The 24,423-nt window shown below is 42.8% G+C and carries 22 protein-coding genes; 12 read left to right on the forward strand and 10 right to left on the reverse strand.

Annotation, left to right across the window (positions count from 1 at the left end; translation table 11 throughout):
- Positions 1-40: 40 nt before the first annotated feature.
- From L4C44_RS11100 to L4C44_RS11110, 3 genes are read left to right on the forward strand one after another with little or no spacing between them, the layout of a single operon-like run.
- Positions 41-553 (forward strand): MltR family transcriptional regulator, encoded by a 513-nt coding sequence (locus tag L4C44_RS11100; RefSeq protein ID WP_428805025.1) that lies wholly within the window; start codon positions 41-43, stop codon positions 551-553.
- Positions 554-563: 10 nt separating this feature from the next.
- Positions 564-1,298 carry a nucleoside/nucleotide kinase family protein gene (locus tag L4C44_RS11105; RefSeq protein WP_146491130.1) on the forward strand — a complete coding sequence of 245 codons (735 nt, stop codon included), beginning with the start codon at positions 564-566 and terminating at the stop codon, positions 1,296-1,298.
- Between the two features lie 15 nt (positions 1,299-1,313).
- Positions 1,314-2,060, forward strand: coding sequence for a phosphatase (locus L4C44_RS11110; RefSeq protein WP_428805026.1), 747 nt, complete (start codon positions 1,314-1,316; stop codon positions 2,058-2,060).
- A gap of 109 nt (positions 2,061-2,169) precedes the next feature.
- On the opposite strand, the gene L4C44_RS11115 is transcribed toward L4C44_RS11110, so the two are convergent.
- Positions 2,170-2,385 (reverse strand): hypothetical protein, encoded by a 216-nt coding sequence (locus L4C44_RS11115; protein ID WP_086714724.1) that lies wholly within the window; start codon positions 2,383-2,385, stop codon positions 2,170-2,172.
- Positions 2,386-2,834: 449 nt separating this feature from the next.
- On the opposite strand from L4C44_RS11115, the gene L4C44_RS11120 reads away from it, so the two are divergent.
- The 3 genes from L4C44_RS11120 (at position 2,835) to L4C44_RS11130 (ending at position 4,188) form a co-directional block, all read left to right on the forward strand.
- Positions 2,835-3,095: a DUF5062 family protein gene (locus L4C44_RS11120; protein WP_065677671.1), complete on the forward strand. Its 261-nt coding sequence runs from the start codon at positions 2,835-2,837 to the stop codon at positions 3,093-3,095.
- A gap of 388 nt (positions 3,096-3,483) precedes the next feature.
- On the forward strand, positions 3,484-3,639 hold the full coding sequence (locus L4C44_RS11125; protein WP_162884309.1) for a DUF5993 family protein: 156 nt from the start codon (positions 3,484-3,486) through the stop codon (positions 3,637-3,639).
- A gap of 9 nt (positions 3,640-3,648) precedes the next feature.
- Positions 3,649-4,188 carry a disulfide bond formation protein B gene (locus L4C44_RS11130; RefSeq protein WP_428805027.1) on the forward strand — a complete coding sequence of 180 codons (540 nt, stop codon included), beginning with the start codon at positions 3,649-3,651 and terminating at the stop codon, positions 4,186-4,188.
- A gap of 109 nt (positions 4,189-4,297) precedes the next feature.
- Here the strand turns inward: L4C44_RS11130 and melB are convergent, their stop codons facing one another.
- Positions 4,298-5,725 carry a melibiose:sodium transporter MelB gene (gene melB, locus L4C44_RS11135; protein ID WP_428805028.1) on the reverse strand — a complete coding sequence of 476 codons (1,428 nt, stop codon included), beginning with the start codon at positions 5,723-5,725 and terminating at the stop codon, positions 4,298-4,300.
- A 72-nt stretch (positions 5,726-5,797) separates the two neighbouring features.
- Positions 5,798-7,150 (reverse strand): alpha-glucosidase/alpha-galactosidase, encoded by a 1,353-nt coding sequence (locus L4C44_RS11140; RefSeq protein WP_428805029.1) that lies wholly within the window; start codon positions 7,148-7,150, stop codon positions 5,798-5,800.
- Positions 7,151-7,477: 327 nt separating this feature from the next.
- Between L4C44_RS11140 and melR the strand changes: the two genes are divergently transcribed.
- Positions 7,478-8,482 (forward strand): transcriptional regulator MelR, encoded by a 1,005-nt coding sequence (gene melR, locus L4C44_RS11145; protein WP_146491125.1) that lies wholly within the window; start codon positions 7,478-7,480, stop codon positions 8,480-8,482.
- A 97-nt stretch (positions 8,483-8,579) separates the two neighbouring features.
- On the opposite strand, the gene L4C44_RS11150 is transcribed toward melR, so the two are convergent.
- The 3 genes from L4C44_RS11150 to L4C44_RS11160 form a co-directional block, all read right to left on the reverse strand.
- Positions 8,580-9,209: a bifunctional 4-hydroxy-2-oxoglutarate aldolase/2-dehydro-3-deoxy-phosphogluconate aldolase gene (locus tag L4C44_RS11150; protein WP_327784677.1), complete on the reverse strand. Its 630-nt coding sequence runs from the start codon at positions 9,207-9,209 to the stop codon at positions 8,580-8,582.
- A gap of 15 nt (positions 9,210-9,224) precedes the next feature.
- Positions 9,225-10,181 (reverse strand): sugar kinase, encoded by a 957-nt coding sequence (locus tag L4C44_RS11155; RefSeq protein ID WP_428805030.1) that lies wholly within the window; start codon positions 10,179-10,181, stop codon positions 9,225-9,227.
- Positions 10,182-10,287: 106 nt separating this feature from the next.
- Positions 10,288-11,721, reverse strand: a complete 1,434-nt coding sequence (locus tag L4C44_RS11160; RefSeq protein WP_428805031.1) for a PTS transporter subunit EIIC — start codon at positions 11,719-11,721, stop codon at positions 10,288-10,290.
- Positions 11,722-11,981: 260 nt separating this feature from the next.
- Between L4C44_RS11160 and L4C44_RS11165 the strand changes: the two genes are divergently transcribed.
- Both L4C44_RS11165 and L4C44_RS11170 read left to right on the forward strand, forming a co-directional pair.
- The gene (locus L4C44_RS11165) at positions 11,982-13,181 is read left to right on the forward strand and encodes an enolase C-terminal domain-like protein (RefSeq protein ID WP_146491121.1); all 1,200 of its coding nucleotides are present in this window, start codon (positions 11,982-11,984) and stop codon (positions 13,179-13,181) included.
- Between the two features lie 761 nt (positions 13,182-13,942).
- Positions 13,943-15,037, forward strand: coding sequence for a carbohydrate porin (locus L4C44_RS11170; RefSeq protein ID WP_428805032.1), 1,095 nt, complete (start codon positions 13,943-13,945; stop codon positions 15,035-15,037).
- Positions 15,038-15,157: 120 nt separating this feature from the next.
- On the opposite strand, the gene L4C44_RS11175 is transcribed toward L4C44_RS11170, so the two are convergent.
- The 4 genes from L4C44_RS11175 to L4C44_RS11190 form a co-directional block, all read right to left on the reverse strand.
- Positions 15,158-15,865, reverse strand: coding sequence for a GntR family transcriptional regulator (locus L4C44_RS11175; RefSeq protein WP_050052609.1), 708 nt, complete (start codon positions 15,863-15,865; stop codon positions 15,158-15,160).
- A 334-nt stretch (positions 15,866-16,199) separates the two neighbouring features.
- Positions 16,200-18,890, reverse strand: coding sequence for an alpha-glucosidase (ygjK, locus tag L4C44_RS11180; protein ID WP_428805033.1), 2,691 nt, complete (start codon positions 18,888-18,890; stop codon positions 16,200-16,202).
- A gap of 263 nt (positions 18,891-19,153) precedes the next feature.
- Complete coding sequence (locus L4C44_RS11185) at positions 19,154-19,918, reverse strand: transcriptional regulator (RefSeq protein WP_086714731.1); 765 nt, start codon at positions 19,916-19,918, stop codon at positions 19,154-19,156.
- A 628-nt stretch (positions 19,919-20,546) separates the two neighbouring features.
- Positions 20,547-21,791, reverse strand: a complete 1,245-nt coding sequence (locus L4C44_RS11190; protein WP_428778618.1) for a membrane dipeptidase — start codon at positions 21,789-21,791, stop codon at positions 20,547-20,549.
- A 327-nt stretch (positions 21,792-22,118) separates the two neighbouring features.
- Here L4C44_RS11190 and L4C44_RS11195 point away from each other — a divergent pair, with 327 nt between their 5' ends.
- The 3 genes from L4C44_RS11195 (at position 22,119) to L4C44_RS11205 (ending at position 24,406) form a co-directional block, all read left to right on the forward strand.
- Positions 22,119-23,075, forward strand: coding sequence for a helix-turn-helix domain-containing protein (locus tag L4C44_RS11195; RefSeq protein ID WP_428778779.1), 957 nt, complete (start codon positions 22,119-22,121; stop codon positions 23,073-23,075).
- Positions 23,076-23,122: 47 nt separating this feature from the next.
- A complete protein-coding gene (locus tag L4C44_RS11200) occupies positions 23,123-23,605 on the forward strand; it encodes a type II secretion system protein (RefSeq protein WP_428778620.1) in 483 nt (160 codons plus the stop codon).
- 177 nt (positions 23,606-23,782) lie between these two features.
- A complete protein-coding gene (locus tag L4C44_RS11205) occupies positions 23,783-24,406 on the forward strand; it encodes an HAD family hydrolase (protein ID WP_428805034.1) in 624 nt (207 codons plus the stop codon).
- Positions 24,407-24,423: the final 17 nt, after the last annotated feature.

The following is a 24,423-nucleotide window of genomic DNA, read 5'->3' on the forward strand; positions in this document are numbered from 1 at the left end:
CGTGACTGCTGCCACGACAAATAAGGAACATGTTATTACGGTGCAAGACGAATTATTAGATGCCTTAGAAGAGTGCGAAACTGCCACTTGTTTTATCCAAGCGTCTCATAAGCTGATTAGCGTTAGATTAAAGCATTTGTTACCAAGGGTATTTGTTCAAGATCCTTTGGTGATTGAGTATGCCGTGACTCCTCTACTCAAAGAAGATGGTCCTTTGGTCGAGATAGATGTGGTCTCAAAGCTGATGTTTGCGATGGGTAAGATCTCACTAGAGAGTTACGCTGATATTAACTTGTTTGACCAAATGTACGGTTTCGTGGCTCAGCAACAACAGCCGATTTCGTTTAGTGATGATGTCATTTATGACTTTATCAACAACCAATCAACGCTCTCAAAGTCAGATGGCAGCATCTATCTTGATTCGATTAACCAATTAAAATTTTCATCATTCGACTCCTTTTCTCAAGCTCGCTACGAGTCACTGGTCAAAACCGTGTTGAAACTTGCTTGTGAGGGTTTGCTAGAAACCGTGGAGAACGAAATTTTAAATTAAGGCTTTTCACATGAAAGTTTCCCTAAATGTCAGTGGCTTTGAGACTGAAGCTGTATTCCCAGATAACAACATCGAACAAATTCATAAGCCATTGGTTGAAAAATTTTCTCGCCTTTACCAAGAAAAAAACGAACGAACGGTGATATTCTTGGCTGCGCCTCCCGGCAGCGGGAAATCGACCTTAGCGGCATTTTGGGAGCATCTATCCCAAACCATTCCTAATGCCGTGCCATTACAGGTTTTACCTTTTGATGGTTTCCACTACCCAAATGAGATTCTTGATTCGAATTACACGATACGCGGCGACGAGAAGATAAAGCTGCGTAGTATTAAAGGTGCCCACGAGACTTTTAATCTCACATCTCTGATAGACAAGCTAAAAAAGCTCAAAGTCCAAGATCCGAAATGGCCATACTACGACCGTAACCTACATGATCCGGTTGATGATGCTATTACGGTAGAGAAAGAAATTGTCGTGATTGAAGGTAACTGGTTACTGCTCAATGAGCCTGTATGGAATGGGCTTAATGAACTTGCTGATTTCACCATCTTCATCGATACCGATCCTAAATTTTTAGAAGAGCGTTTGGTGAACCGAAAGATCCGCGGTGGTTCAACACCAGAAGAGGCACTCGCGTTTTATCAAAGCTCCGATTCTAAGAATGTAGACATGGTTTTGAATCACTCCGTAAAAGCAGATCTGACACTGTACATGAACCAAGATGGTTCTTTTGACATTAATTGATTTTAGGAGGTCGCTATGAAGATCGTCGTCGACAGCCATACTCATACTCTTGCTAGCGGCCATGCTTACAGCACTATTATAGAGAATGCGAAAGCAGCTCAGGAGAAGGGGCTAAAACTTCTTTGCACAACGGATCATGCTCCAGAAATGCCGGGAGCCCCCCACTACTGGTTTTTCAATAACCAAAGAATTTTGCCCCGTTTCCTTCACTGTGTTGGAATCCTGCGTGGAGTGGAAGCTAACACCCTGAATATTGAAGGTGACTTAGATCTAGCCCCTTCAACCTATCAGCACCTTGATTGGACCATTACTAGCTTCCATGAACCTGTGTTTCCACCCTCAACTGAAGAGGTACATACTCAAGCGCTAATCAATGTGATTAAAAGAGGGAAAGTCGATGTGCTTGGACACCTTGGCAACCCGAATTACCCATTTGATATTCGTGCCGTGCTTGAGTGTGCCAAAGAACACAATGTGGCAATAGAAGTGAACAATACCTCTTTGACGGGAAAAAGCCGTAAAGGCAGTGATGTTCGCTGCAGTAACATTGTGGAAATCGGTAAAGAAGTAGGCGTTTACTTCTCGACAGGATCTGATGCTCACTTCTGTGAGGAGATCGCGCGCTTAGAGCTCGCCATTGCACTACTTGAAAAGCACGGAGTTGCTGAAGATAAAGTGATAACGACATCTACATCGCGATTTCTTAACTTTCTGTTGTTGAGAGGAAAGAATCGAATTGAAGAGTTTAGAGATTTCTATTGAGTACTATTTCTGATGTCATGTGTCGCTAAAGCAAAAACGCCCAAAGTGAATAACGCTGGGCGTTTTTCTTTAAATTCTCTAAAGGCTTAAAAGTAACCAGTATCTGAAATTAATGCATACCTGAACGCATTTTGTCGGCAAGAGCAAAGAAGACAAACAGCACGAAACAGACTAAAGCGATACATAGTGAAACTAAGATCGTAGTCGCGTCTTTTGAAATCAATGGAACAACGATAGAAGCTAACGCTACCAACATAACAAAGATATGAACGATTCGTCCGGGAATTGGGTTTTTATGACAGAATGAAGCCCATAGATAACGCATTTTTAACACCAGTATAATATTAGTGGGTTTATTCTATTTTCTTAGTGAGTGTTTTGTAAATAATGTTTTGTTACAGGTTTCTGTAAATATGATCTGAGTCGTTTTAGTATAAAACTGATTAAATAACAGAAGCTTATTGCTCTTTTATAGAATGTGTATCATTTTAATGGTAATCATAGTATTCCGTATCCTTTGGAATGATAAGTCAAAAATTGTTCGGTTTTTAGTTTCTTGACTGAGGATCTCATTTATTGAGTATTCTATTAAGAAATCGTTTGCTTATTGCTATTCATTTAGAAAATATTAATTAGATTGGAATTGGCTTTAGATAGGTGATTCGTTTTATTGTATTTATCCAAATAGAGTTTTCGAATTGAGATCGCGGTAATCTTGTGTAAGATTCTGTTTGATATACTCAATATTCACTCGATAAAGATGATGGAGATGACATGTCGAAAACCGCAAAAATCATTAATGAAGATAAGCTGGTAAAAAAAGCAGTTGAAGTCGGTTTTAAGATGGCAAAACTACAAGGTTTTGATTTGCCGAATTCATCTCAACCGATAAAGGTTAAAGCGGTGTACTTGTTCCTTGTTGAGGTTAATCAGATCACTCCTCTCCCGGAGAGCAAGCTTGATGGGGCCAATATTAAGAAGCGACTAGCGTTATGGCTACACAATGCATTACCCGATAACGACCCTCTGAAGTAAGCTGACAATATCTCGTTTTTATTATTGAAACCTAGCGACTATTCGCTAGGTTTTTTGTTTTATGGTGCGGCCATTTACTATTTGAGCGTCAGCCAATGTTCTAAGTGTAGTCAATAGTAATATCTACCTTCTGTTTGCGGTTATTCCTGATGTTGAGCGGTGTTCACTCTACGTAAAACGGCGTGTTATTTGCTTCATTGAGTAGGGACAGCGATCTGTTAGTTACGAGAACTTGACAGTTTGGAGCTTACTAACAAGTATTAAGTTGATGATTTTAAATCCGTAATCCATAGATTTGCTGATGTTGAATGCTTTAGGGCGTAGGTGTGGATATTCATTCTGACGTTCAATATGACTGAACTTGATAAATAGCGAGGGAATACCTCTTATGATGTCTTTACTGTTTCTACTATTACTCGTGGCGATGTTATGCGCTTTTTTCGAAAAGAAGACCGCGGCTTATGGCTTTTTTGCGGGCTCCGTGATCCTTGGGTTGTATTGGTTTAATCACCATGCGACTGATTCACTACCTATCTTATTGTAAGGAGCTAACATGAATCGAAATCAGTTAACGCTCCTAAATACGCTTGGCCTACTCGGCATGACAGCCGTTCTGTTGATAGGCTTTATCCTTCAGTTTGTTCTTCATGAGTTGCCTTGCCCACTGTGTTTATTGCAACGTATCGGTTTTGTAATGGTTGCATTTGGTTTTATGTTGAATGTGGTTTATGGACCTCAATCTCGGCACTATGGCATTGTTTTGATTGGCGCCTTATACGGTGTCGCTACCTCGCTAAGACAGGTCTCATTACATGTGATTCCAGGCACGCCCGGCTATGGTAGTCCTATCTTTGGCATGCACTACTACACGTGGGCTTTCGTATTATTTGCCGCGACCATATTAGCGGTTGCCGTCATTTTAATATTGACCAACAAAGAGCAGTCGCAAGAAGCTTATAAGATGAGTAACTTGGGGCGTGTGGCGTGCTTATTAGCCATCGTTGTGGTTGCACTCAATGCTATCGCTACCTTTGTTGAGTGTGGGCCTTATCAGTGCCCTGATAACCCCGTGAGCTATTGGATGCTCAACTAATTGATTCGTCAGTTCATAGCAAAAACAAAAGCCACAGCAATTGCTGTGGCTTTGTTGTTCTAATATTTGCCTTTAATGGTGTAGGTGAAAGGTTCGATGTGGCTTTATGCTACACGACTTGCACTGGTTTTGTTGGCTCCGAAGTTTCTCCAGTGCTTGAGCCACCATTTGTAACGTGGTCGTATTTCTCGGTTAAGTGATCTTGAATTTTTTGATGGTAAGCACCGTTCAACTTGTAGAAGCGGAAGTAGATGATTAACGCGATGGCAAAGAAGAAAGCAGGTAGGCCGACCATGATGCATTGCATGCCGAATACGGTTTCAGGGCTTTGCGTTACGTTGGGCACATAGTCAACAGCGGTGAGTGCGATACCGATAAAGAAAGCGGCAAATGCAGAACCTGCTTTCACAACCAGTGTTTGCACGGAGTAGGCGATACTTTCACAGCGAGCCCCCAGTTTGAACTCACCGTAATCGACCGTGTCAGCGACCATGATGACGTTAAGCACCCAGAATAGAGCTGTACCAATTTGTAGGAAGACGCCTGCCGTTGATATCAGGAGAATGCTTTGTGTGTCATACATGCCAACGTAGATGAGTACCGCACTACCTAAGATAGGGAAAGTGGATGCACATGCCCACAGAACTCGGCGTGAAAACATCTGAGCAAGTTTAGGGAACAACACTAGCGTGATTAGGTTAGCAATACCCGCATAAGCCATGTAGTAAGGGAATAGTTCTTCATTACCAACAACATAAGTGAAGTAGTAAACAGCAAAGGCGGTAATAATGTTGGTCGCGAGGTTATAAGACAACGCCATGCACAGAACGCTAGTCAATTGGTCGTTTTTGTAGATAAGCGCGAGAAGCTTTTTCAGTGAAACCTTTTCTTCCGGTTGTGTTGTGTCGAGGTTAGCCGTTGAATAGCGCTCTTTCACATTGCGTAAAGTAATGAAAGTAGAGACTAAGAAACAAGCGATCAACAAGAGGGTGAAAATCTGGAAGCCGAACCCTTTATCGTCCCCACCTACGTAGTTCACGAAAGGCATAGCGATAGCTGCGGTTACTATCCATGCAAGGCTCGCGAAAAATCGAGGGTATGGCACAAGCTCTTCACGTTCACGCTTGTCCAAAGTCAGTGTTGGGACCAGTGACCAAAAAGGGATATCCATTAGTGTGTAAGTCATGCCCCACAAGATATAGGTGACAGCGGCGTATGCGATTAACCAAGGACCTTCGATGTAATGCGCACTAAACACCATCAGAAGAACCACGGAGTTAGCGAGTGTGCCAATTAAAATCCAAGGTTTGAACTTGCCCCATCGAGTACGTGTATTGTTGACCAACCACCCCATAATAGGGTCATTGACGGCATCCCAGATGCGTGCGACGAGGAAAATAGTTCCGACTGTAGCAGCAGAAATACCGACTACATCCGTGTAGTAAAACATTAGGTACATATAGACGATGGTGATTGCGAAGTCCTTACCAAATGCGCCAAAGCCATAACTTAGCTTGGTATTCATTGAGATACTCATTATCACTCCTTACGCCTCCTCACTGAGAAGGCGTTAATATTCACGTTATTGTATGTTTTTATTAGTATGAAATTACTTGTTAACCCACTCTGGTAACCAACCCTGATGGGCTTCAATCAAGTCATCAACCAGCGCGTATATCTCTTCTATTCCAAGTACAGCTGCAGTATGAGGGTCAAGCATCGCAGCATGATAGATACGGTCACGGTTTTCGGTGAGAATCGCTTCTGTGAGTAGAGTCTGAACATTAATGTTGGTTTGCATCAATGCAGCTAAGTGGTTTGGTAGACGCCCTGCTTTGATTGGTTGAACACCATTAGCATCCACTAAACAGGCGACTTCAACACAGCAACCTTGAGGTAAATTGTCGATTAAGGCTTCGTTTTTAACGTTTCCATAAATGACGCTCGGTATACCTGTCCAGATAGAGTTCATGATGGTACTAGCGTATTCATGAGACTCCTCAACAGTGATCTTGTCCGCTGTTTTAAACTCTTGAAGGTCGCGCTTCCAATCTGCAATTTGTTCGACACAACGTTTAGGGTATTCATCAAGTGGCACTTTATAACGTTCGATTAAATCTGGACGATTTGGCTTGATAAAATAGGGGGTGTATTCAGAAAAATGTTCAGAAGACTCTGTCACGAAGTAACCAAGCTTCTTAAACATTTCATAGCGAACTAAGTTAGTGCAGCGACCATTGTGATAGATGCCTGGTTTAGGCGCTTTGCCACTCTCAAAAGCTTCAAGTAGGTCTGGATAAATGTCGACGTACTCACCGCTTTCTGTCTTCTTCTCGAGGGTTAGGTAATAAGCCATGTGGTTGATGCCTGCGCAGGTATAGCGAAGATCTGCGTAATCTAAGTCTAGGTCGCGTGCGAGCTCTTCAGCTGTGCCTTGTACTGAGTGACACAAACCGACTTGTTTAATGTGCGGATACTTCTCGTACATTGCCCATGTGTTCATTGCCATTGGGTTAACATAGTTGAGCATGGTGGCATTCGGGCAAACTTCGGTCATGTCTTCACAGACACTCCAAAGGTGCGGTACCGTGCGTAGTGAACGCATAATGCCGCCCGGGCCGAGTGTGTCTGCGATGGTTTGTTCCAGACCGTGGCGCTTACACACTTCAAAATCTGTGACAGTGCATGGCTCGTAGCCACCGATTTGAAAGGCAATGACAACAAAATCTGCGCCTTGCAGTGCCTCTTTTTGATTTAAATGGCATGAAATCGAGCCAGTCGCACCGGATGATTCCATCAATTTACTGACGACAAGGTGAGACTCTTCCAGTCGAACCTCATCAATGTCCATTAACGCGACATGAGCGTTTTTTAAAGCTGGACGGTGGAAAACATCACCAAGAATGTTTTTTACAAAAATGGTGGAGCCTGCACCAATGAATGTGATTTTAGGGCTTTGCATAGTGGAATCCTTTATCTCTCTGAGTTCTTTGTTGATGCAGATAAATTACACCTAGAACCCATGTCGATTCGTCTCAGATAACTTAATAGCTCTCCTGTTTTCTAATATTTTTAAATTAGTGAATGGAAATCTTAGGAAATGGGATAATTTCTTGGGTTTTAAGGAGAGGTGTCGTGCAATGAAGGCAGTTTTACACTTAAGGTTTGAACTCTAATCACAGAGTTCTGATCTTATGAAATGGGCTATTACGGCTCTATGATCGCCTTCTGAGTTTTATTATCGAGGAGCTGATAAAAGTCTGGTATACGATTTCCTAAGGAGCGAGACATGCCGCAATCAGCCCCAGATACGGTGAGAATTATCACTTTAGACAAGTACTCGTCCGAGACCGTGTCGGTAAGCCCGCTGTCTCTATATTCTTCCTATGAGAAAATCGATATCGAACTCAGAGCCCCTCACTCCATGCCTGGCTATCATTGGCATGGTCAAATTGAGGTGAATATACCCTTTGGGGATGATGTGGAGTACATTATTAACGGCAGTCCGGTTGTGGTTAAAAGCGGATCGATTGGCTTGTTTTGGGCATCGGTACCGCATCGACTTACGAATCCAGGCCAATGCCATAATATGGGGATCATTAACATACCGATTCACCATTTTATGTCGTGGGCTCTCAGTCGGGATTTAGTTAACCAGATCACTCACGGCAGTGTGTTGCAATCGAATTCTTGTTCGCTGATCAGTGAGTTTGAAATCTCCCGTTGGGCACAAGAGATAAAGCATTCGTCCGAAAGTCGTCAACAGTTGGCTATGGATGAAATTGGCTTGATGCTTAAACGAATCTGCCTTGATGGCTGGCAACAACTGTTGGTAAATCGACAAGATAAGTCGACTAAGAAAGGGGTATCGAAACACTCCCAATTCTATGTCAGCCAGATGTTGGAATATATTGCGACTCACCATAATCAGCCATTGACCGTTAAAGATATCGCTGAACATATCGGGTTACACAGCAACTACGCGATGAACGTATTTCAGCGCACGATGCAGATGACCATTAAGCAGTACATTACTGCGATGCGTATCAACCACGCTCGTGCTTTGCTGAGTGATACGGATAGAACCATTCTCGATATATCACTCACGGTGGGCTTTAATTCGAGCAGCCGATTCTATGAAACCTTCCAAACGTACATTGGTGTCACGCCGACTCAATATAGAAAATTAGCTAGAGAAGATCACCGATGGAGCAGCCACGGAGCCAGCCCGTTATACGACCTTGAGAAAGGGGCGTGTGACGGTAAAAGGCCATTAACGACGACGGACAGTTAGCGATATTGATACAACCCGATAAAGAAAAGCCACAGCTTCTGCTGTGGCTTTGTTGCTATGGAATCAAGAGAATTTGTGCTCTCTAGATCGTTATCGACTAGCGATTCACTTGCTCAACAATCTCGCGTGTTAGGCGGGCAATTTCGTCCCACTCTCCATTTGCAACGAGTTTCTTGTCGACCATCCATGTGCCACCGCAGGCTAATACCTGAGGTACAGCCAAGTAATTATCGATGTTTGATGACGTAATGCCGCCTGTAGGCATTAGCCGAATATCGCCGTATGGGCCAACTAACGACTTAACCATACTGATGCCGCCCGATGCTTCTGCTGGGAAGAACTTGAGAGTCGTTAATCCCATTTCTAATGCCGCTTCAACGGTGCTTGGATTGTTCACACCTGGAATGATATCGATGCCGATTTCCTGGCATGCTTTAACTGTGTTTGGATTGAATCCTGGTGATACCACAAACGTTGCGCCCGCTTCTTTTGCTGCGAGTGCTTGCTCACGGTTCAAAATCGTTCCGGCACCAATCAGCATGTTAGGCTGAGCTTCTCGTAGAAGTCGGATAGCTTCAACAGCGGCGTCTGAACGGAACGTAATTTCAGCCGCTGGAAGCCCATTCTCAGCCAATACTTTGCCTAGAGGGATAATATCCTCTGCGTTATCAATGGCGATAACAGGGATAACTTTAAGTGCTTTTAGCTGTTCGTTAATTGTAGACATGTGTGCTTCTTAATATCAGTTTGAAAGAGTGTCGGTGATGTATTTTGGGATGATTGCGCCATGATGTTGAATCACCAATCTGGCTAATGCATTACCTTGGTGGCAAGCTTCTTCAATAGAACCTCCAGCGAGATAGCAAGATAAGAAACCGCCGTTAAAAGAGTCGCCAGCAGAGGTGCTATCAACCACAGTCTCGACAGGTGTCGTTGTGATTATTACGGGATCATTTTCGGGTTTTTCGCTGATCAAGCAGCCTTCAGCACCCAGCTTGACAACAACGGTTTTGACACCGAGTGCATGCAGCCTTCTTATAGTGTCTTGTGGCGTTTGATCGCTCCACAACAGTTGTTCATCATCGAACGTGACTAGGGCTATATCGGTCGTTTTATAGCCCAATAGATAGCATTCTTTAGTTGCGGCCTCTGAGCTCCACAACTTTGGTCGATAGTTACTATCAAAGGCGATAGTAACGCCACGTTCACGTAGGCCTTCGATGATAGTGAGCAACTTTAGCTGATCGCTGTGTGGCAGTATCGCGAGGGAAATGCCACTCAGAAACACCATATCAACATCACGAAGTTGGTTGGCTATCTTATCGAAATCGGGGTGCTGTACCATGTAGCGAGCCGCTGAATCGTTGCGCCAGTACAGGAAGGTGCGCTCACCAACATCGTCGAGTTGAATGAGATAGAGTCCGGGTGAACGCTGCTCGTCAATCAGCACGAAATCGGTTGATAGTCCTTCATCTTGCCATCGGTTAAGCATCTGCTGACTGATAGCGTCTGAGCCTAGAGCTGAGACGTAACTGGTGCGTACCGCAGAAGTGCCTGTTTGGTTAGCATAGCTGGTGGCACTTCGGTTCAAGTAAACAGCGGCGTTGAGCGTGTCTCCGCCATAGCTTTGCTGCATGGTGCCAAATGGAGCGCCGTTCAGTTCAATCATGCACTCGCCGATAATCGCAATGTGGCTCATAATGTGCCCTTACAGAAAGTTTGGTATTGCTAGGTATAAATGATGGAACGTGGCTACAAGGAAGGTAGCCACGTTGCTTCTTTTCCCATTAGCTTGGGAGGAAGTGTTACTTGTTGTCTAGCTTTACGAATAACAGTGTTAATACGTAAGACAGTACAAACACACCAACCACACCCATAATCGCTTGGATAAAGTTTTGTGTACCGCCTGCAAGATAAGCCGGCAAGCTGAAGACAGAAGAAAGAATGTAGCTTGTTAGGTGCGTATCGATTGTTACCGAGATTGCACCGAATACACCAGCAGCCAAACTCGCGGTCATCATCGCTTTGGTGTACTTCGTTAGTACACCAAATAGAGCTGGCTCCGTGATGCCTAAGATAGCGGTAACACTTGAGCCCATCGTAATTGAAGATTGCTCTTTAGAAACTGTCTTACGTTGCTTATGCCAGATAGCCATTGTCGCGCCTGCAATTGCCATGTTACCCAAGCACATGATCGGCATAAGTAAATCCTTACCATACAGTGCAAAGTTGTTCAGGCTGATTGGTGTCATGCTGTGGTGAATACCAAACACAATCGTAATCGGGCGAGTTAGACCAAACACAAAGCCCGTTAACGTCGGAGAGATTTCCAGTAGTGAACTCATTACCCAACCCGCGCCGTTACTTAGCCAGATACCAGCAGGGCCAACAAATGATAGCGTGATGGTCGAAGTTACCGTAAAAGCAAGCAGTGGTGTAAATACAGGCTTCGCAGAAGAAGGAACTAGACGGTCAACTAACGGAGTCACTTTGGACAATAACCAGATTGCTAGAATCGCAGGAACAATTGCGCCGCCGTAGTTGAGCAGTTCAATCGGAACTACGCCAAGAACCGTCAGCTCAGGAGCAGCGCCAGCATCTTTTAGCATCGCCGCTTTATCTACTAGTTTGGGTGCTAACATTGCGGAGGAAACAGCAAGCGCAATGTATTCGTTTACTTTGAATACTTTAGCTGCAGAGAAAGAAACCAGCATAGGTAAGAAGAAGAACACAGCAACAGAGATTGAGCGGAAGAAATAAACTGTGTCTGAGGTTTCAGAGATAACATTGGTCGCAATAAGACCAGACAACAGACCCATCAACATACCAGCGCCAGCAATTGCAGGCACGACAGGGCCAAAGATGCCTGCGACAATGCGCATTACGCCCTGGAACAGCTTGCCTTTCTCTAGCTCATCAGCCGGATTAGCGTCAGCTTGTTGAGTGTTTGATAGCGCGTTGAACCACTTCTCGACCTCAACACCGATGATGACTTGGGTTTGGCCTTGTTGAAGTACCACACCTTTCACACCAGCGATCTGCTTGATAGCCTCTTCGTCTACCAGAGACTCGTCGGCTAATTTGAATCTCAGCCTTGTCATACAGTGCGTGATACTCACGATATTGTCTTCACCACCAAGTGCAGTGATTAATAACTGTATATTTTCTTTGAAATTTTTCTTCTTCGATGATGACTTCGAGTTATTAATAACGGCATCATTCTTTTCTACCATTTGCATACTACACCTGTTATTGGAATATATTTAACTCGAGCAATCATAACGACAACCAATTTAAATCCAACGGAGTAAAAAGAGATCTCAATCACACTTAAAATCCGAAAAATTATTTTTTCACCGTTTTTGGCCAATTGGTATGTTTTGTTTATCAAAAAAAATCACTTAACGTACCAATTATTTTTACGCAAAATTAGCGCTTGAAATGTGGTTTTTAAAGCGGTTAGATAATAGGAGTTGACTTAAGTTTAGGTTATTTAATTGTGAAAGAAACTATTATATCTGATATCCACTGTATTATTACTAAACCAGACAGGCACAATCTCATTACCGTGGTAGTTGAAACGAATGAAGGCGTGACTGGGTTTGGTTGTGCGACATTCCAACAAAGACCGCTTGCTGTAAAAACAATGGTCGATGAATATTTAAAACCTATTCTTATTGGTAAAAACGCCAATAATATTGAAGACTTATGGCAAATGATGATGGTCAACGCTTATTGGCGAAATGGCCCTGTTATCAATAATGCAATTTCCGGTGTTGATATGGCACTGTGGGATATTAAAGCCAAATTGGCGGGTATGCCGTTACATCAATTATTTGGTGGTAAGTCTCGTGATGCTATTCCTGTATACACACACGCGACTAGCGACACGATGGAAGGCATTTATGAGCTGGTGGAATCTTTCCTAGACAAAGGCTACAAGCACATTCGTTGTCAGCTTGGTTTCTATGGCGGTGTTCCAACCGATTTGCATACCACTGAAAATCCGACTGAAGGTTCGTACTACGATCAAGATCAGTACATGGACAATACTCTAACGATGTTTAAGTCGCTGAGAGAGAAATATGGTAATCAATTCCATATTCTTCACGATGTGCATGAGCGCCTTTTCCCAAATCAGGCAATACAATTTGCGAAGGAAGTCGAGCAATATAAGCCGTACTTCATTGAAGATATTCTGCCGCCAAATCAAACGGAATGGTTGGATAACATTCGTAGCCAAAGCTCGGTATCATTAGGTTTAGGTGAGTTATTTAATAACCCTGAAGAGTGGAAATCTCTGATCGCGAATCGTCGTATCGACTTTATCCGCTGCCATGTTTCACAAATCGGTGGTATTACGCCAGCTCTGAAACTTGGCCATCTATGTCAGAACTTTGGTGTTCGTATTGCATGGCATTGCCCACCAGATATGACGCCAATTGGTGCAGCGGTAAACACGCATTTGAATGTGCATTTACACAATGCCGCCATTCAAGAACATGTCGAGTACAACGAGAATACGCACAAGGTATTCCCGAACGCTGCAGAGCCAATTAATGGCTACTTATACGCGTCGGAAATCGCAGGTATTGGTGTTGAAATCGACCGAGAGGTTGCTGCCGAGTTCCCTGTTATGTATCGCCCCCACGAGTGGACTCAAAGTCGCCTTCCTGATGGCGCGATTCACACTCCATAACTCATTGAGTTAACCAAAATGGCCGCAGATAGCGGCCATTTTTTTTGTCTGAAACTTATCGTTAGTTTTAGCTTCTTTGTCAGTCTTCGTTCCCGATGTGTTGCTGTTTCTGGCCTAGCTAATCAATCAGCAAGTAATCAGAATTTTCATATCCAAACTATTAGTATTACCTCTCACATGCCTTCAATTAACTGACTTTAAATAGTTCAGTAATAATAAGCTGACTATCATGAAAATACTTCATTATAAGTGCACATTAATTTACCCACTTACTAGGGTTTTCTTTTCGATAAAAGTTTAAGTTTAAGTTTAAGTTTTATTTGATCGGTTCATGGAAAAGTAATGATGTACATTAATTATCACTGTTAATATTTATAATATGGCTTCGTTAACCTTTAATTAATTTARATAAATAGCCTGATAGTTATTAAAACGGTTTAATATGATTTTAAATTAAGTAGTTGAGCGTATTGCTATAAATTCATCCAAGTTTGACTGTTATTTAACCTGTGTTGTGCAATAGAGGTTATTTTAGCTTTTAACTTTGCGTTTTACATTTAAAGTGTTGAATTTAAAGGTTATTTTAATAAATATAAAACAGTGATTTAGGTCTGCAATTCCAGATGGATAATATTGTGAGTGAGGAGTTAATTAGTCAATATATGCCCTAGAAATCGAGTCGAATACTGTCCATATATTTCAACTTGAAATTCAAAAAGTTGCTATGCAACTAATAACAATAAAATAATATTAGGGTTTATATGAAAAGCACATTCAAACTGTCTTTAGCTGCTGTTTTAGTTTCTTCTGCAATGGGGGCTCATGCAGGCATTGCCATTGTTGATACAGAAGAAGGTAACTTCTCTGTTGGTGGTAACGTTGAGCTGAACTTCAACTACCAAGATAGAGAGTCGAATGATAATGGTAACGCAGAGTTCAACCAAGATGGTCGAGTTCTGATTGAGTTCGCTGGCGAAAAGTACACCAGTAATGGTCACTATGTTGGGGTTAAAGCGCAGCCTCTATTTGAAAGCACAGGCAATGTCGCACTCGATGATGCCTACTTTGAGTTCGGCAAAAAAGACGGGTGGGCGATCAAAGCGGGTCGTTTTGAAGCCTACGATATGTTCCCTGTAGGCCTCGATGTTTTCCTAGAGTATTCAGGTGATACCTCAAATGAGCTTTATACGGGTGGCAGCGCTTATGTGTACCAGGTGAAAGAAGCTCGCGGTCGTGGTTCTGATGGTCAGTTGATGTATAGCCAAAGTTTTGGGGATCTGTATGTCGAAGTAGGAACGATGATCGGCGATCGCTCTGACTTGTTCTCTGATAGTTACCATGGTGTGGACGTAGACCACGACAACGCCAAAGATGCCTTCCTTGTTCGCCCGGTTGTGTCATATAAAATGGGTGATTTTACTGTTGCAGCCTCAATGGAAACTAACTTAGTTAGCGATGCAGTTGTCGACACCTCGGGTAAAGATATCTCTGACCGAACTGGCTACGGTCTAACAGGTAATTGGTCTAATGATTCTTGGAGCGTTAACGCTAACTTTGCTTACTTAGATGCTGTCGATGAAACCAATGCAACTGCGGGTTTGAACGCGCTTTATAACAACTTCGGTATCGGTTACATCTATGGTGCGAACGAATATGATTCCACATGGGCGAAAGGTGATGTGACGGTTAACACGGGTTACGCATCTTATGAGTTCCAGAATGTGCTCGAAGTACAAGACTTCTCTGTTCTTCTTGGTACTTACTACACGACGGTCGACAACAAAACGACCAATACATCTGCGTTCTCTGAAGACGATGATTTTGGTGCTCGCGTACGTTTGTACTACGAATTCTAATAACAGTTGATTCAATTCTCCTGACAACCCGCCACTGTGCGGGTTGTTGTTTTTAGGGAGATACGGAAACTAGAGAAATTAAACGTGGGAAGACAAAGTAGCTGAATACAAATCAAACTGTTACTTTTTGTCTCGGAAGCTCATGCTCTCATTGTTAAAAGGCGTGTGGTAGGTGCATTGGTAGTTGATGTCAATGATATCGCTGACGATGAACAGCTCACCCGATGCTAAGAAACCTCGGTTGGTGATATTCATCGCTGCCGCATTTTTTTTGCAGCCGAGCAACTCTGCATCTTCTTTAGAAACGTTGATCGCTTGATACGTTGTTAAGTAGCTATCGATCTGAAGGCCTTTCGCCAATGCATGTTTCTGGATTGAACTTTCAATGATCTCGGCATTCATTTCTGGAAAGACGCTAACAGGGATCTTGGCTTCTTCTATCTGAACTACTTTGTTGTTAATCAATCGAAGCCGTCTAATTTTCCAAATGTAGTCATTGTCGTCTAAAGAGAAAATCTGCTGTTCGTGGTTATCGGGTAGCGCTTTATTTAGCTGGAGCTTTTTATAAGAGATCTCTTCAAAACTGTTTTCAGTAATGGAGTTGTACACCAGTGGTGTGCCAATGAGAGAAGTGTTGACGAAGTAACCAGAACCCACTTTAGATTTCACCATGCCAATAGCTTCTAGCTTGGCTAGTGCTTTACGAATCGTGAAACGAGATAATCCATATATTTCAGACAGTTCTCTTTCTGCAGGAAGCTTATGGCTGATACTGTTTTGACAAATTTTGCTCACAATATCTTGAACAACTAATTCATATTTTTTCATTCTAAAAACTTAAAAAAGCACTCATGGTGATTAAATTATAGTTAACTAAATCAGAGACTCAGCGCATTCCGAACTAGCCGATAATTCTAACATAGAAGGCTGATTAGATGATGAGAAATAGGGTGTTTTGGAGGGTGAATTCGAGGGTTATATCTAGGGGTGTGACTTCATTCTCTTTCTCGATTAGATAAGGGGGAGATAGAGGTATTAGGCAAGCAGATAATAAAAAGCCACAGCATTTACTGTGACTTTTAAACCTGACTTGAAGAGGCTTAAGCGGTTGCAGATGCTAGGGGGATCATCTGCAACGCCTAATATCTAATGAGTGTGGCTGCTATTTGCCCACGAAACCGTTGTACAACATGTAAAGGTGCGCTGCACTCCAAGAGAAGTTATTCGCGCCCTGAACCTCACCCGTTTCTGGGTTGTAGTTTTCCTGAATCGGGGTAGCCTCTGTTAGGCCTTGCGCATTTTGGAATAGCTTGTCGACCATTTGACGCGCTTCTACACCGTACCCATAGTTGTCCATACCGCGCACACCAAAGTAGAACTGATCTAGCCACACGCGACCACGCCAGTAAATATCTGGGCCGTAAGCCGGGTTGTCCATTGATGCCGTACCTAGCGGAATCTTAGGTGAGTTAAACTTGCTAGTATTTAGCATGTTTTCCACGACTTTGTCCGCGTGTTCTTGCGTCGCTGCGTTGTTGAATAGCGGTGACCAACCTTCAGGGCCCATACCGCGTTTCACCAACACCGGACCTGCACATTGATTAGGGAGTCCATTTGGTATTACTTCGATATCGTAGTAGAAGCCCGTTGACTCATCGTACATACAACGGTTGATGTACTCTTTGGTGTCAGCAGCTTTTTCTGCAAACCCAGCGGCTTTGTCTGCTTTACCCAGTACGTCGGCGATTTGCGATAGGTATAGGTTGTCTGAGTACCAGTAAGACGCTTGGTCTACCGACTCTTGCATCAATGAGTAACCAGATAAGCTGTTTGAATCATCCGTGTTTTCGTTGAACTTCACCTCCCAGTCTTTCTTCGCCTGAGCCAGCTTGTTCATATTCTCAACTGAATCATCGAGGTAAGTCACCACTGAACCGTCTGTGCCCATAGTGATGTCATACGTATTGTCGAAACCATTAGTGTCATGAGCGTAACGACCCATTTGGTCTATCTCTTCCGCTTTTTCTTGTGTCGGTTGTTCAGATAATCCTTGTAGGTTATCGATAGTGTCGATAAAGCCGAATACGCCTGCGTTATCACGCCCTGATTCCCAACCCGCTGCAACTTTCGCAGGTATGCTCATTGCTGTGTAATCACCAGAAGTCAGTAATTCATTGTACTTCTCGATACTCGTTTCTTTGATCCACGTATCGCCATTCGCTTCGTCTTTATATTGGAACTTCATGTCGTCCACAGACGCATCTGGTCCCCAAGAACCGTCATTCACATCATCTTCGAAAACGGTATGAATTGGATCTTTCGCTGCGCCATATTCCGGTATTCCGTTCTTGTTGGTATCACGAGCGCGTAACCACCAATCGTGGAATGCCACTAGCTTCGGATACATTTCTTCTAGCCACTTTTGTGCTTCTTCGGGACGGTTATGTTCGTCTTTCAGTGCCGTATACACTTCCCAAACAGCCCATGCAGCCAGTGATGGCTTAGTATTACGCTCGTTCCAGTTCAGGCCATCGGTCGCTTGAGGGAACACTTTTTTGTATTCTGCAGACATGCCTTCCCAGCGTTCAGCTGGTAGGTTGTAAGTCACGACATCAAGTAGGTAGCCCTCATCCCAAGGACGGACTGGGTCATCAGACTGCACTTGGTATTGGAATACAGTGCGAATGTTTTCCATCGCTACATCTGGGTTGAAGTGTGACATTGCGTAAGCTTGTTTCCACGTATCCCATGGCCATGTCATGTTGCCTGAGAAGTAAGGGGCCGTAACGGAAGGCGTAACTGTGTCGTGGTCAATCGCACCCGCAGCACCACGCCAGTTCGCGTTCAATGTTTCCATTGCTTTTACTGCAACAAACTCATGCTCTTTTGAAGCCGCATCGTTGGTGAGACCGTTTTCTAGGTATTCTTCCCAGCGCATTGCTGAATCGTGCATGTAACCTTTTGGATCGGCCATCACTTTATCCAGTTTTGCAAACTCAGACGCTTGTTCTTTGGTGTTTTGAACGTGAGTGTAAGCCGTGTATAACGTGATCTCTTCGCCATCACCTAGAGAGGCCGTTTGCACGAAACCTTTCTTGTCGTCATTGATGGTAGAAGTTTCTGGTTTGATAGAACGCGTTACTTCGAACTTTGAATCGCCAGATGTCAACAATGACCATGAATCACGAACTGCGCCAAAAGAGACTTCTACACCACTGTCTGTCGCTGCAATTTCACGGGAGTAAGTTGGGTAAGCTTCTTCAACACTACGGACTGTGCTGTCTTCATTCTTGTATGCCGTGCCATCATCCGCACGATAGTTTTGCATCAACTCACCATCCCATTCACCTTGAATATCTAGCTTATTTGGGTTTTTGATGGTGGTTTTTACAAGAGAAGTACGATTAGTCACAAAACGCATTTCTAGCTCGGCTTCGATACCGTTATCGCCTGTATACGTTTGAATCAACGCACCTGGTTGTGAGTATGCGTTTGTCAGTTCTAGCGGCATTGGCTGGCCGTCGACAGTCAGAGCCAAACGGTCAAAACGTGCAGCCATGAATGATACGTATTCTTCGGTCAATAGCGCTGTACCACCTAGCGTGATTTCACCACCTTTGGTGTCTAACGTGTGGCCATGCCATGAGCCGTTATCGAACATTGGAATGTAGCGCAGGTGGCCGCCGTGCAAATCACGTAACGCCACTGGTACACCTGCACGATCGATGGTGTTGTGGAATTCGGTTGCTTTAAGTGGAGCATCCACATTCGAGCTATTATCACTACTGTTGCATCCGCTTAGTGTTAGAGCAACCCCGACAGCAATCGCACATAAAGACGTTTTAAACTGCATGTTATATCCTTTATTTATTGGTTTTTGAATCTGATCAGGCGAAAAAAGGTCGAGACATGCCCTGCCGAGTTTCGTGAAGAAGATTCAGCCTTATTTATTTCACTTATTGGTATGAGAAAAGAGCGCTATTTGCGTCTATTCTTTCTTTATTCAACTTGTTTAAATAACAAGTTATTAATTATTGAATAATATTGTAGCCTTGATGGATTACGACTAGATTCTTTCTCAATCAAATATAATTTGTTATTAGTGCGTGTTAATCATTATTCGTTTGCCATCGATATGGCTTTTAATAATTCACCGTCAATATTTGGAATCGTATCAGAAAGAAATATCTGATTGCCTGGTGTGTAGGTCATTAACACATTTCTGAGCCGTTCACTGCCTTCTCCATTCTTGTTTTGTACATCAAACTCAATCAGTTTGTTGTACACCTCGTTCGCCAGCTTCTCTTCTTGTTCTTCAGTAATAGCAATGCGTCCTATACAGATCGGAGGGCGCACGTCATGGCTGAATACTTCATCTCTAAAGCGCTTAGCAAACAACGTATCAAGCTTAGAACCTTCTTCAAAAATAAAACGGCCTTGATCTTTGAAGCGGTATTGATCTTCGCCTTTTAATTCTACGTAGTCCATCATTTCTAATGCTCGAAAATATATGGCTACTGACGTATGACTCAGTTGATATTTATTGGCAATATCTTGTGGTGACCATTTTTTTCGTCGCAATAGATACAAAAAATCAAACAAGTACGGATATTGATGGAATATTTCACTATTTATATCAGTAATAAACTGTTCGTTCTCTTGCTGTAACTGTTTGCCTCGCATAGATAATTCTACTAAGTCAGTATCTAAATGAGTCGCGTACGAGAGTATTTTATCCAGCCCTAAAGACGTGTTGTGCAGTTGTCTTTTAATGGTTGAGAGAGGAATTCCCATCCCAGCAGAGAGATCGGAATAACAAATCCCCTTCTCTTTGATTTTTTCTCGTAAAGCAGCAAGTAAATACGTTGCAGAATTATTCATCTAACAATGCCTGTTCTATTTTTGTCAGCATCCCTGATAATAAATTCAAGAGAATCCTACCCTTGTGATTTTGGTTCCAAATATTTTCAATATTAACTATGAGTTGAGTTTTGCAAATTTGAGAATTTTACTTGTTGTTTATTGAACAAGTTTTACTCAATGTTACTAACGTTTAACTCATTATCAGTATGGGGGTGAGTATAATTGTTTTGATGCGTAAAATTAAGTTCATATCGGTTTTTAGTAAAAATTTTCTTACGAGAGATTAATTTGTTGGGTGGGAAGTATCAATAAGTTGTACTTGGGAATTTAGTCTAGATTGATATCACAAAGTATTCTTGATTAACTGGTATTTTATTGAGGAGGTGACCAGTAAAAATATTGTTATAAGGAGTAAGGAGGTTAGTTAAATGGAGAGTGTAATTATTGAAGCGTAATCATATTATATAGTTATTCCCCAAACTTCCTATATATTTATCCTATTTATTACTCGATCTTAAAATTATTTGGTATCTCACCTTTCTCTCTTTGCTTGATAGGCGGAAGGGCGAAATTGTCTGCAAGCAGATAAGAAAAAAGCACATCCAATAGGACGTGCTTTGAGTGTTTGAGCTTTCTTAGTCGCGAGCTACATGGCTAAGTTTTCATTTCTTAACTTGGTGAGTTCTTTAAGGCGTTTTGCATACTCTTTTTGGAATTCGTCAGGGTCTGCGCCTTCAGATACCTGAGCATAAACTCGCATCTTGTTGCCGCCGTAGATCTTAGCAAGATCATCGTTGCTGTAACCACGTTTCCACAGTTCATCAGTAATCGCCGCTAGGATTTTCGACAGCTCACCATTACCGGTAGCACCTTTGTTGAACGCTTCAATCATGTAGCCGCCATCGTCGTACATTTTCGCGTTCTTGGTTGCGAAATCCACAACCATTGCTGTAGAGAACATATCATCAGTGGCGATACCTACGTGGTCAACGCCTACCAATTTCACGTAGTAATCGATCATATCCGCAGCTTGAACAGGAGATATATCTTCAGGCCACACGCCATCCATCATCCATTCAGTGAAGGTTGGAGCAACGTAACCACCAGATTTAGCCGCGCGTATCGCTTCATCATCGGGAATAGCACGATAGCAACCTTGTGGCGTTGCATCGGGCTCACTCTTATAAAGCCCAGCAGGCACTGAGTGCGTGTAAACAAATGGGGTCCCAGGATACTTCTCTTCCATGTAATCCATTGCGTCATTTGCTGTCTTTGAGCCTGTGTGGCTGAGATCGAGAATGACCTGATACTCGACCATCGAATCAATAACAGACTCTCCCCAAGGTGTTAGGCCAATATCTCTACCGTTAAATGCTGCTAACTGTCCTGAACCTGTTCTGAAAATGTCGTTATACGCCAAGATCATGCTTTTTAAGCCCATGTCTTTGAGAATCGCCATCTTAGTGACATCTTCTTCCAAAATCGTTGCAGTTTGGCTGTTCCAAAGCACGGCGGTTTTGCCTTCAGTGTGCGCTTTTTCAATGTCATTATTAGAATGCGCGATGATGAAATTGTCAGGTTGTTTTGCCATCGCAGAGCGGTGTTTATGATGGTGAAACAAGAAGTCATCAAAGTTGTGGTCAGCAGCGGTAATAGTGTATTCATGCCCTGTAATACCTGCATCACGAGCATCTTGGAAGTAATCCAATAGTTGTTGCTCATCTTGCCAGCCTGCACCATAAGGGCTCGCGAGCATACCAATGACAATGGTGTCTTGAACAAATGTTTTAGCCTTGTCTGATGCAGGCCAGGTCTTACTCTCAACACTTGCCTGTGTACCACCAACACTCATTGCAATGCTTGCTGCTACTAACGTTATCTTTTTAAACATGAAAACCTCTCAATTACGGGCTTAAGTCCATTTATATTTATGCCTAGATTTAATAGTAGACCCTGACGGTATCGTCGAGTTATTTAAAATTGATAACCCTGTCATACTTTGTAATCAAAGCGTTACGTCCTGAATTGTGATTTCGCCTTAATGCCAAAAACTTAAAGCGCCTCTTGTTAACTTGAGGTAATAGTAGCTAAGCTAGAAAAGTAAAATGTGCATTTTGTGCCACAGAGCTTAGAGCTAGTATTGGTGAAGAAATTGTGTCGATATGGGGTTGAGTTGTGGATTTAACCTGTTTGAACAAGACAAAGGAATTTTGAAGTGATGCTTGAGTTACCGTTGATTGCGAAGAGTGTAGTGAGTCATTTTCTGCAGTGCGTGCGAGAACGTAAGGCATTAGAGCTCGATCATGCCGGAATAGAAGCACTCGCTGTTCAAGTGAGCATGCCATTCTCAATGGATACCTCACCTGCTCAATATGTCTCGTTCAATGTGTTTACTCAGTTCTTAGAGGGTTTGAGGAAGGTATTACCATCTGATGTATTTGTTTCTTCGTTATTGGACAGTGCTCAACGAGCTGCTCTTGAACTCGATTTTTCCAACTTATCAGGTCAAGGTTTTCTCTCCCTTTTTCCGTTTGAACAATGGTCAGTCGAGTCGTCTTCACAGTCATTAAAGCTTTCATTTCTAGTAGCTAATAGCTCGCTTAATTGTATTGAAGCCGAACTGTTTTTGATCGTTTATAGCCACGCTTATTTTAAAGCTCAGCAGACGGATATTGATAAGCCGATTCGTTACGACTTAGTTTCAGTGTCGGCTAGCGCGTTAAGCGAGTTGAGAATACAAACGGAAACGCCACAGTACTTAGGTCAAACTGAGACGTGCATTTCATATAACCCCATTGATCTAGATTGTTCTATCAAAGCGCTGTCAGCGGCTACGACTTCTGCCTTCAAGGTGACACAAGCATTACTTCCTTATATCGGCCGAGTAGATGTAGATTTGGTGATGTTTGGTCAGATAAACCGAATTGGTAAGCGCACAATCCAAAGGGCGCTTAGTGAAGAGGGGACGACCTTCCGAACCATCAAAGAGGCTTTGTCTTTTGAATTCGCCAAGCGCGTTATGGCTGAGCAAGATTATTCGGTCTCAGATATTGCGCTTCACTTGGGATACGCAGATGCCTCACAATTTATAAGAGCGTTTAAGCGAGCGAACGGAATAACACCGCATCAGTGGAGAAAGAGTAATAAAGGTATGGTTGATGGTATAAATTCATAACCTTCCAATATATACTGTCTCTCATTCTATAACTTCAGATGTTGACTATGAAAAGAATAAGTGGATTTACTCTGATTGAGCTAGTCGTAGCTATTGTGATCCTTGGTATTTTATCTGTGGTAGCAGCACCAAAATTTTTAGGGCTTCAATCCGATGCCAGAGCGGCAGCGTTAAAAGGACTTAGAGGTTCGATGGAAGGCGCTGCGGCAATTGTCTACGGTAAAGCTGCCGTAGCCGGTGTTGAAAATTTACCAGTTTCAAGTGGACAAGTCACAACAGTGGATGGCGTTGAAATCGATTTTGGTTATCCAACTGCTTCAGAAAGCGGTATTGGAACTGCGGTTCAAGGGCTTAGTGGTGATAATAACGATTGGAAGCAGCTAGGTGCTCATACTGAGGCTGTTCCAAATGAAGTCATTGTCTATTCGTTTGAAAATGCACAAGAAAACGAAACTTGCGTTGTGATCTATCGTTCGAATGCTTCTGCGGGCGCACCCACCATTTTGTCGTCTGAAGCTGACTTGTGTTAATGACTTAAGCTTACAAAATACTGAGAAAGGCCATCTTTATGATGGCCTTTTTTGTGCTTACTCGGTGACATATTGTGATTTCACTCCTCATTTTGTAAATCAATATTATGAACTTTAACGTGCGGCACTTAATGTTTGTGTTGTTGCTATTTTGTGTGGCTATTTCAGGAGTAAGGTATGAGTTCGAATCAAATCAAAAATGTCGTGTTTGATGTGGGTAATGTCATTGTGCGTTGGTCACCTTTAGAAATTACTCACCTTACGTTTGGAAGCATCGCCGACCTGGAAACTCGCGCGCGTTCAATCTTTCAAAGTGCTATTTGGTTGGATTTGAATAAAGGATTTTTGACCGAAAATGAGGCTAAGCTTCGTTATCAACAAGAACTCGACTTATCTTCATTAGAGTGTGACCGCTTGTTTTATTACGTTAAGAAAACGCAGATCTTACTGCATGGCTCTGTCGATCTCATCAAGCGAGTAAAGTCTGCAGGTTACGGTGTTTACGCTCTGACCGACAATGTGGTCGAGATTGTTGAGTTCCTAAAAAATACCTACGAATTTTGGCCGCTATTTGATGGTGCGGCGGTTTCTGCTGAACTTGGCATGCTCAAGCCACAACCCGAAATCTACCAAGCGCTTTTATCTAATTATGGGCTTAAAGCTTCAGAAACCGTCTTCCTCGATGATATGCCTTATAACGTTGAAGGTGCGAGATCTGTGGGTATGGCTGCTATCCAGTTTACTGATGCCGTTCAGTGTGAAAACAGCTTGCAGGCGCTTGGCGTTAATTTAATAGATTGACACCTTGGCAAATGAGT

Source organism: Vibrio satsumensis (genome assembly GCF_050337435.1).
Taxonomy (GTDB): domain Bacteria; phylum Pseudomonadota; class Gammaproteobacteria; order Enterobacterales; family Vibrionaceae; genus Vibrio; species Vibrio satsumensis.

What these genes read in the sequence shown, in the direction of transcription:
- L4C44_RS11105 (WP_146491130.1), top strand. Translation starts at nt 564, where the DNA reads ATGAAAGTTTCCCTAAATGTCAGTGGCTTTGAGACTGAAGCTGTATTC.
- L4C44_RS11110 (WP_428805026.1), top strand. Translation starts at nt 1,314, where the DNA reads ATGAAGATCGTCGTCGACAGCCATACTCATACTCTTGCTAGCGGCCAT.
- L4C44_RS11115 (WP_086714724.1), bottom strand. Translation starts at nt 2,385, where the DNA reads ATGCGTTATCTATGGGCTTCATTCTGTCATAAAAACCCAATTCCCGGA.
- L4C44_RS11120 (WP_065677671.1), top strand. Translation starts at nt 2,835, where the DNA reads ATGTCGAAAACCGCAAAAATCATTAATGAAGATAAGCTGGTAAAAAAA.
- L4C44_RS11125 (WP_162884309.1), top strand. Translation starts at nt 3,484, where the DNA reads ATGATGTCTTTACTGTTTCTACTATTACTCGTGGCGATGTTATGCGCT.
- L4C44_RS11130 (WP_428805027.1), top strand. Translation starts at nt 3,649, where the DNA reads ATGAATCGAAATCAGTTAACGCTCCTAAATACGCTTGGCCTACTCGGC.
- melB (WP_428805028.1), bottom strand. Translation starts at nt 5,725, where the DNA reads ATGAGTATCTCAATGAATACCAAGCTAAGTTATGGCTTTGGCGCATTT.
- L4C44_RS11140 (WP_428805029.1), bottom strand. Translation starts at nt 7,150, where the DNA reads ATGCAAAGCCCTAAAATCACATTCATTGGTGCAGGCTCCACCATTTTT.
- melR (WP_146491125.1), top strand. Translation starts at nt 7,478, where the DNA reads ATGCCGCAATCAGCCCCAGATACGGTGAGAATTATCACTTTAGACAAG.
- L4C44_RS11150 (WP_327784677.1), bottom strand. Translation starts at nt 9,209, where the DNA reads ATGTCTACAATTAACGAACAGCTAAAAGCACTTAAAGTTATCCCTGTT.
- L4C44_RS11155 (WP_428805030.1), bottom strand. Translation starts at nt 10,181, where the DNA reads ATGAGCCACATTGCGATTATCGGCGAGTGCATGATTGAACTGAACGGC.
- L4C44_RS11160 (WP_428805031.1), bottom strand. Translation starts at nt 11,721, where the DNA reads ATGCAAATGGTAGAAAAGAATGATGCCGTTATTAATAACTCGAAGTCA.
- L4C44_RS11170 (WP_428805032.1), top strand. Translation starts at nt 13,943, where the DNA reads ATGAAAAGCACATTCAAACTGTCTTTAGCTGCTGTTTTAGTTTCTTCT.
- L4C44_RS11175 (WP_050052609.1), bottom strand. Translation starts at nt 15,865, where the DNA reads ATGAAAAAATATGAATTAGTTGTTCAAGATATTGTGAGCAAAATTTGT.
- ygjK (WP_428805033.1), bottom strand. Translation starts at nt 18,890, where the DNA reads ATGCAGTTTAAAACGTCTTTATGTGCGATTGCTGTCGGGGTTGCTCTA.
- L4C44_RS11185 (WP_086714731.1), bottom strand. Translation starts at nt 19,918, where the DNA reads ATGAATAATTCTGCAACGTATTTACTTGCTGCTTTACGAGAAAAAATC.
- L4C44_RS11190 (WP_428778618.1), bottom strand. Translation starts at nt 21,791, where the DNA reads ATGTTTAAAAAGATAACGTTAGTAGCAGCAAGCATTGCAATGAGTGTT.
- L4C44_RS11195 (WP_428778779.1), top strand. Translation starts at nt 22,119, where the DNA reads ATGCTTGAGTTACCGTTGATTGCGAAGAGTGTAGTGAGTCATTTTCTG.
- L4C44_RS11200 (WP_428778620.1), top strand. Translation starts at nt 23,123, where the DNA reads ATGAAAAGAATAAGTGGATTTACTCTGATTGAGCTAGTCGTAGCTATT.
- L4C44_RS11205 (WP_428805034.1), top strand. Translation starts at nt 23,783, where the DNA reads ATGAGTTCGAATCAAATCAAAAATGTCGTGTTTGATGTGGGTAATGTC.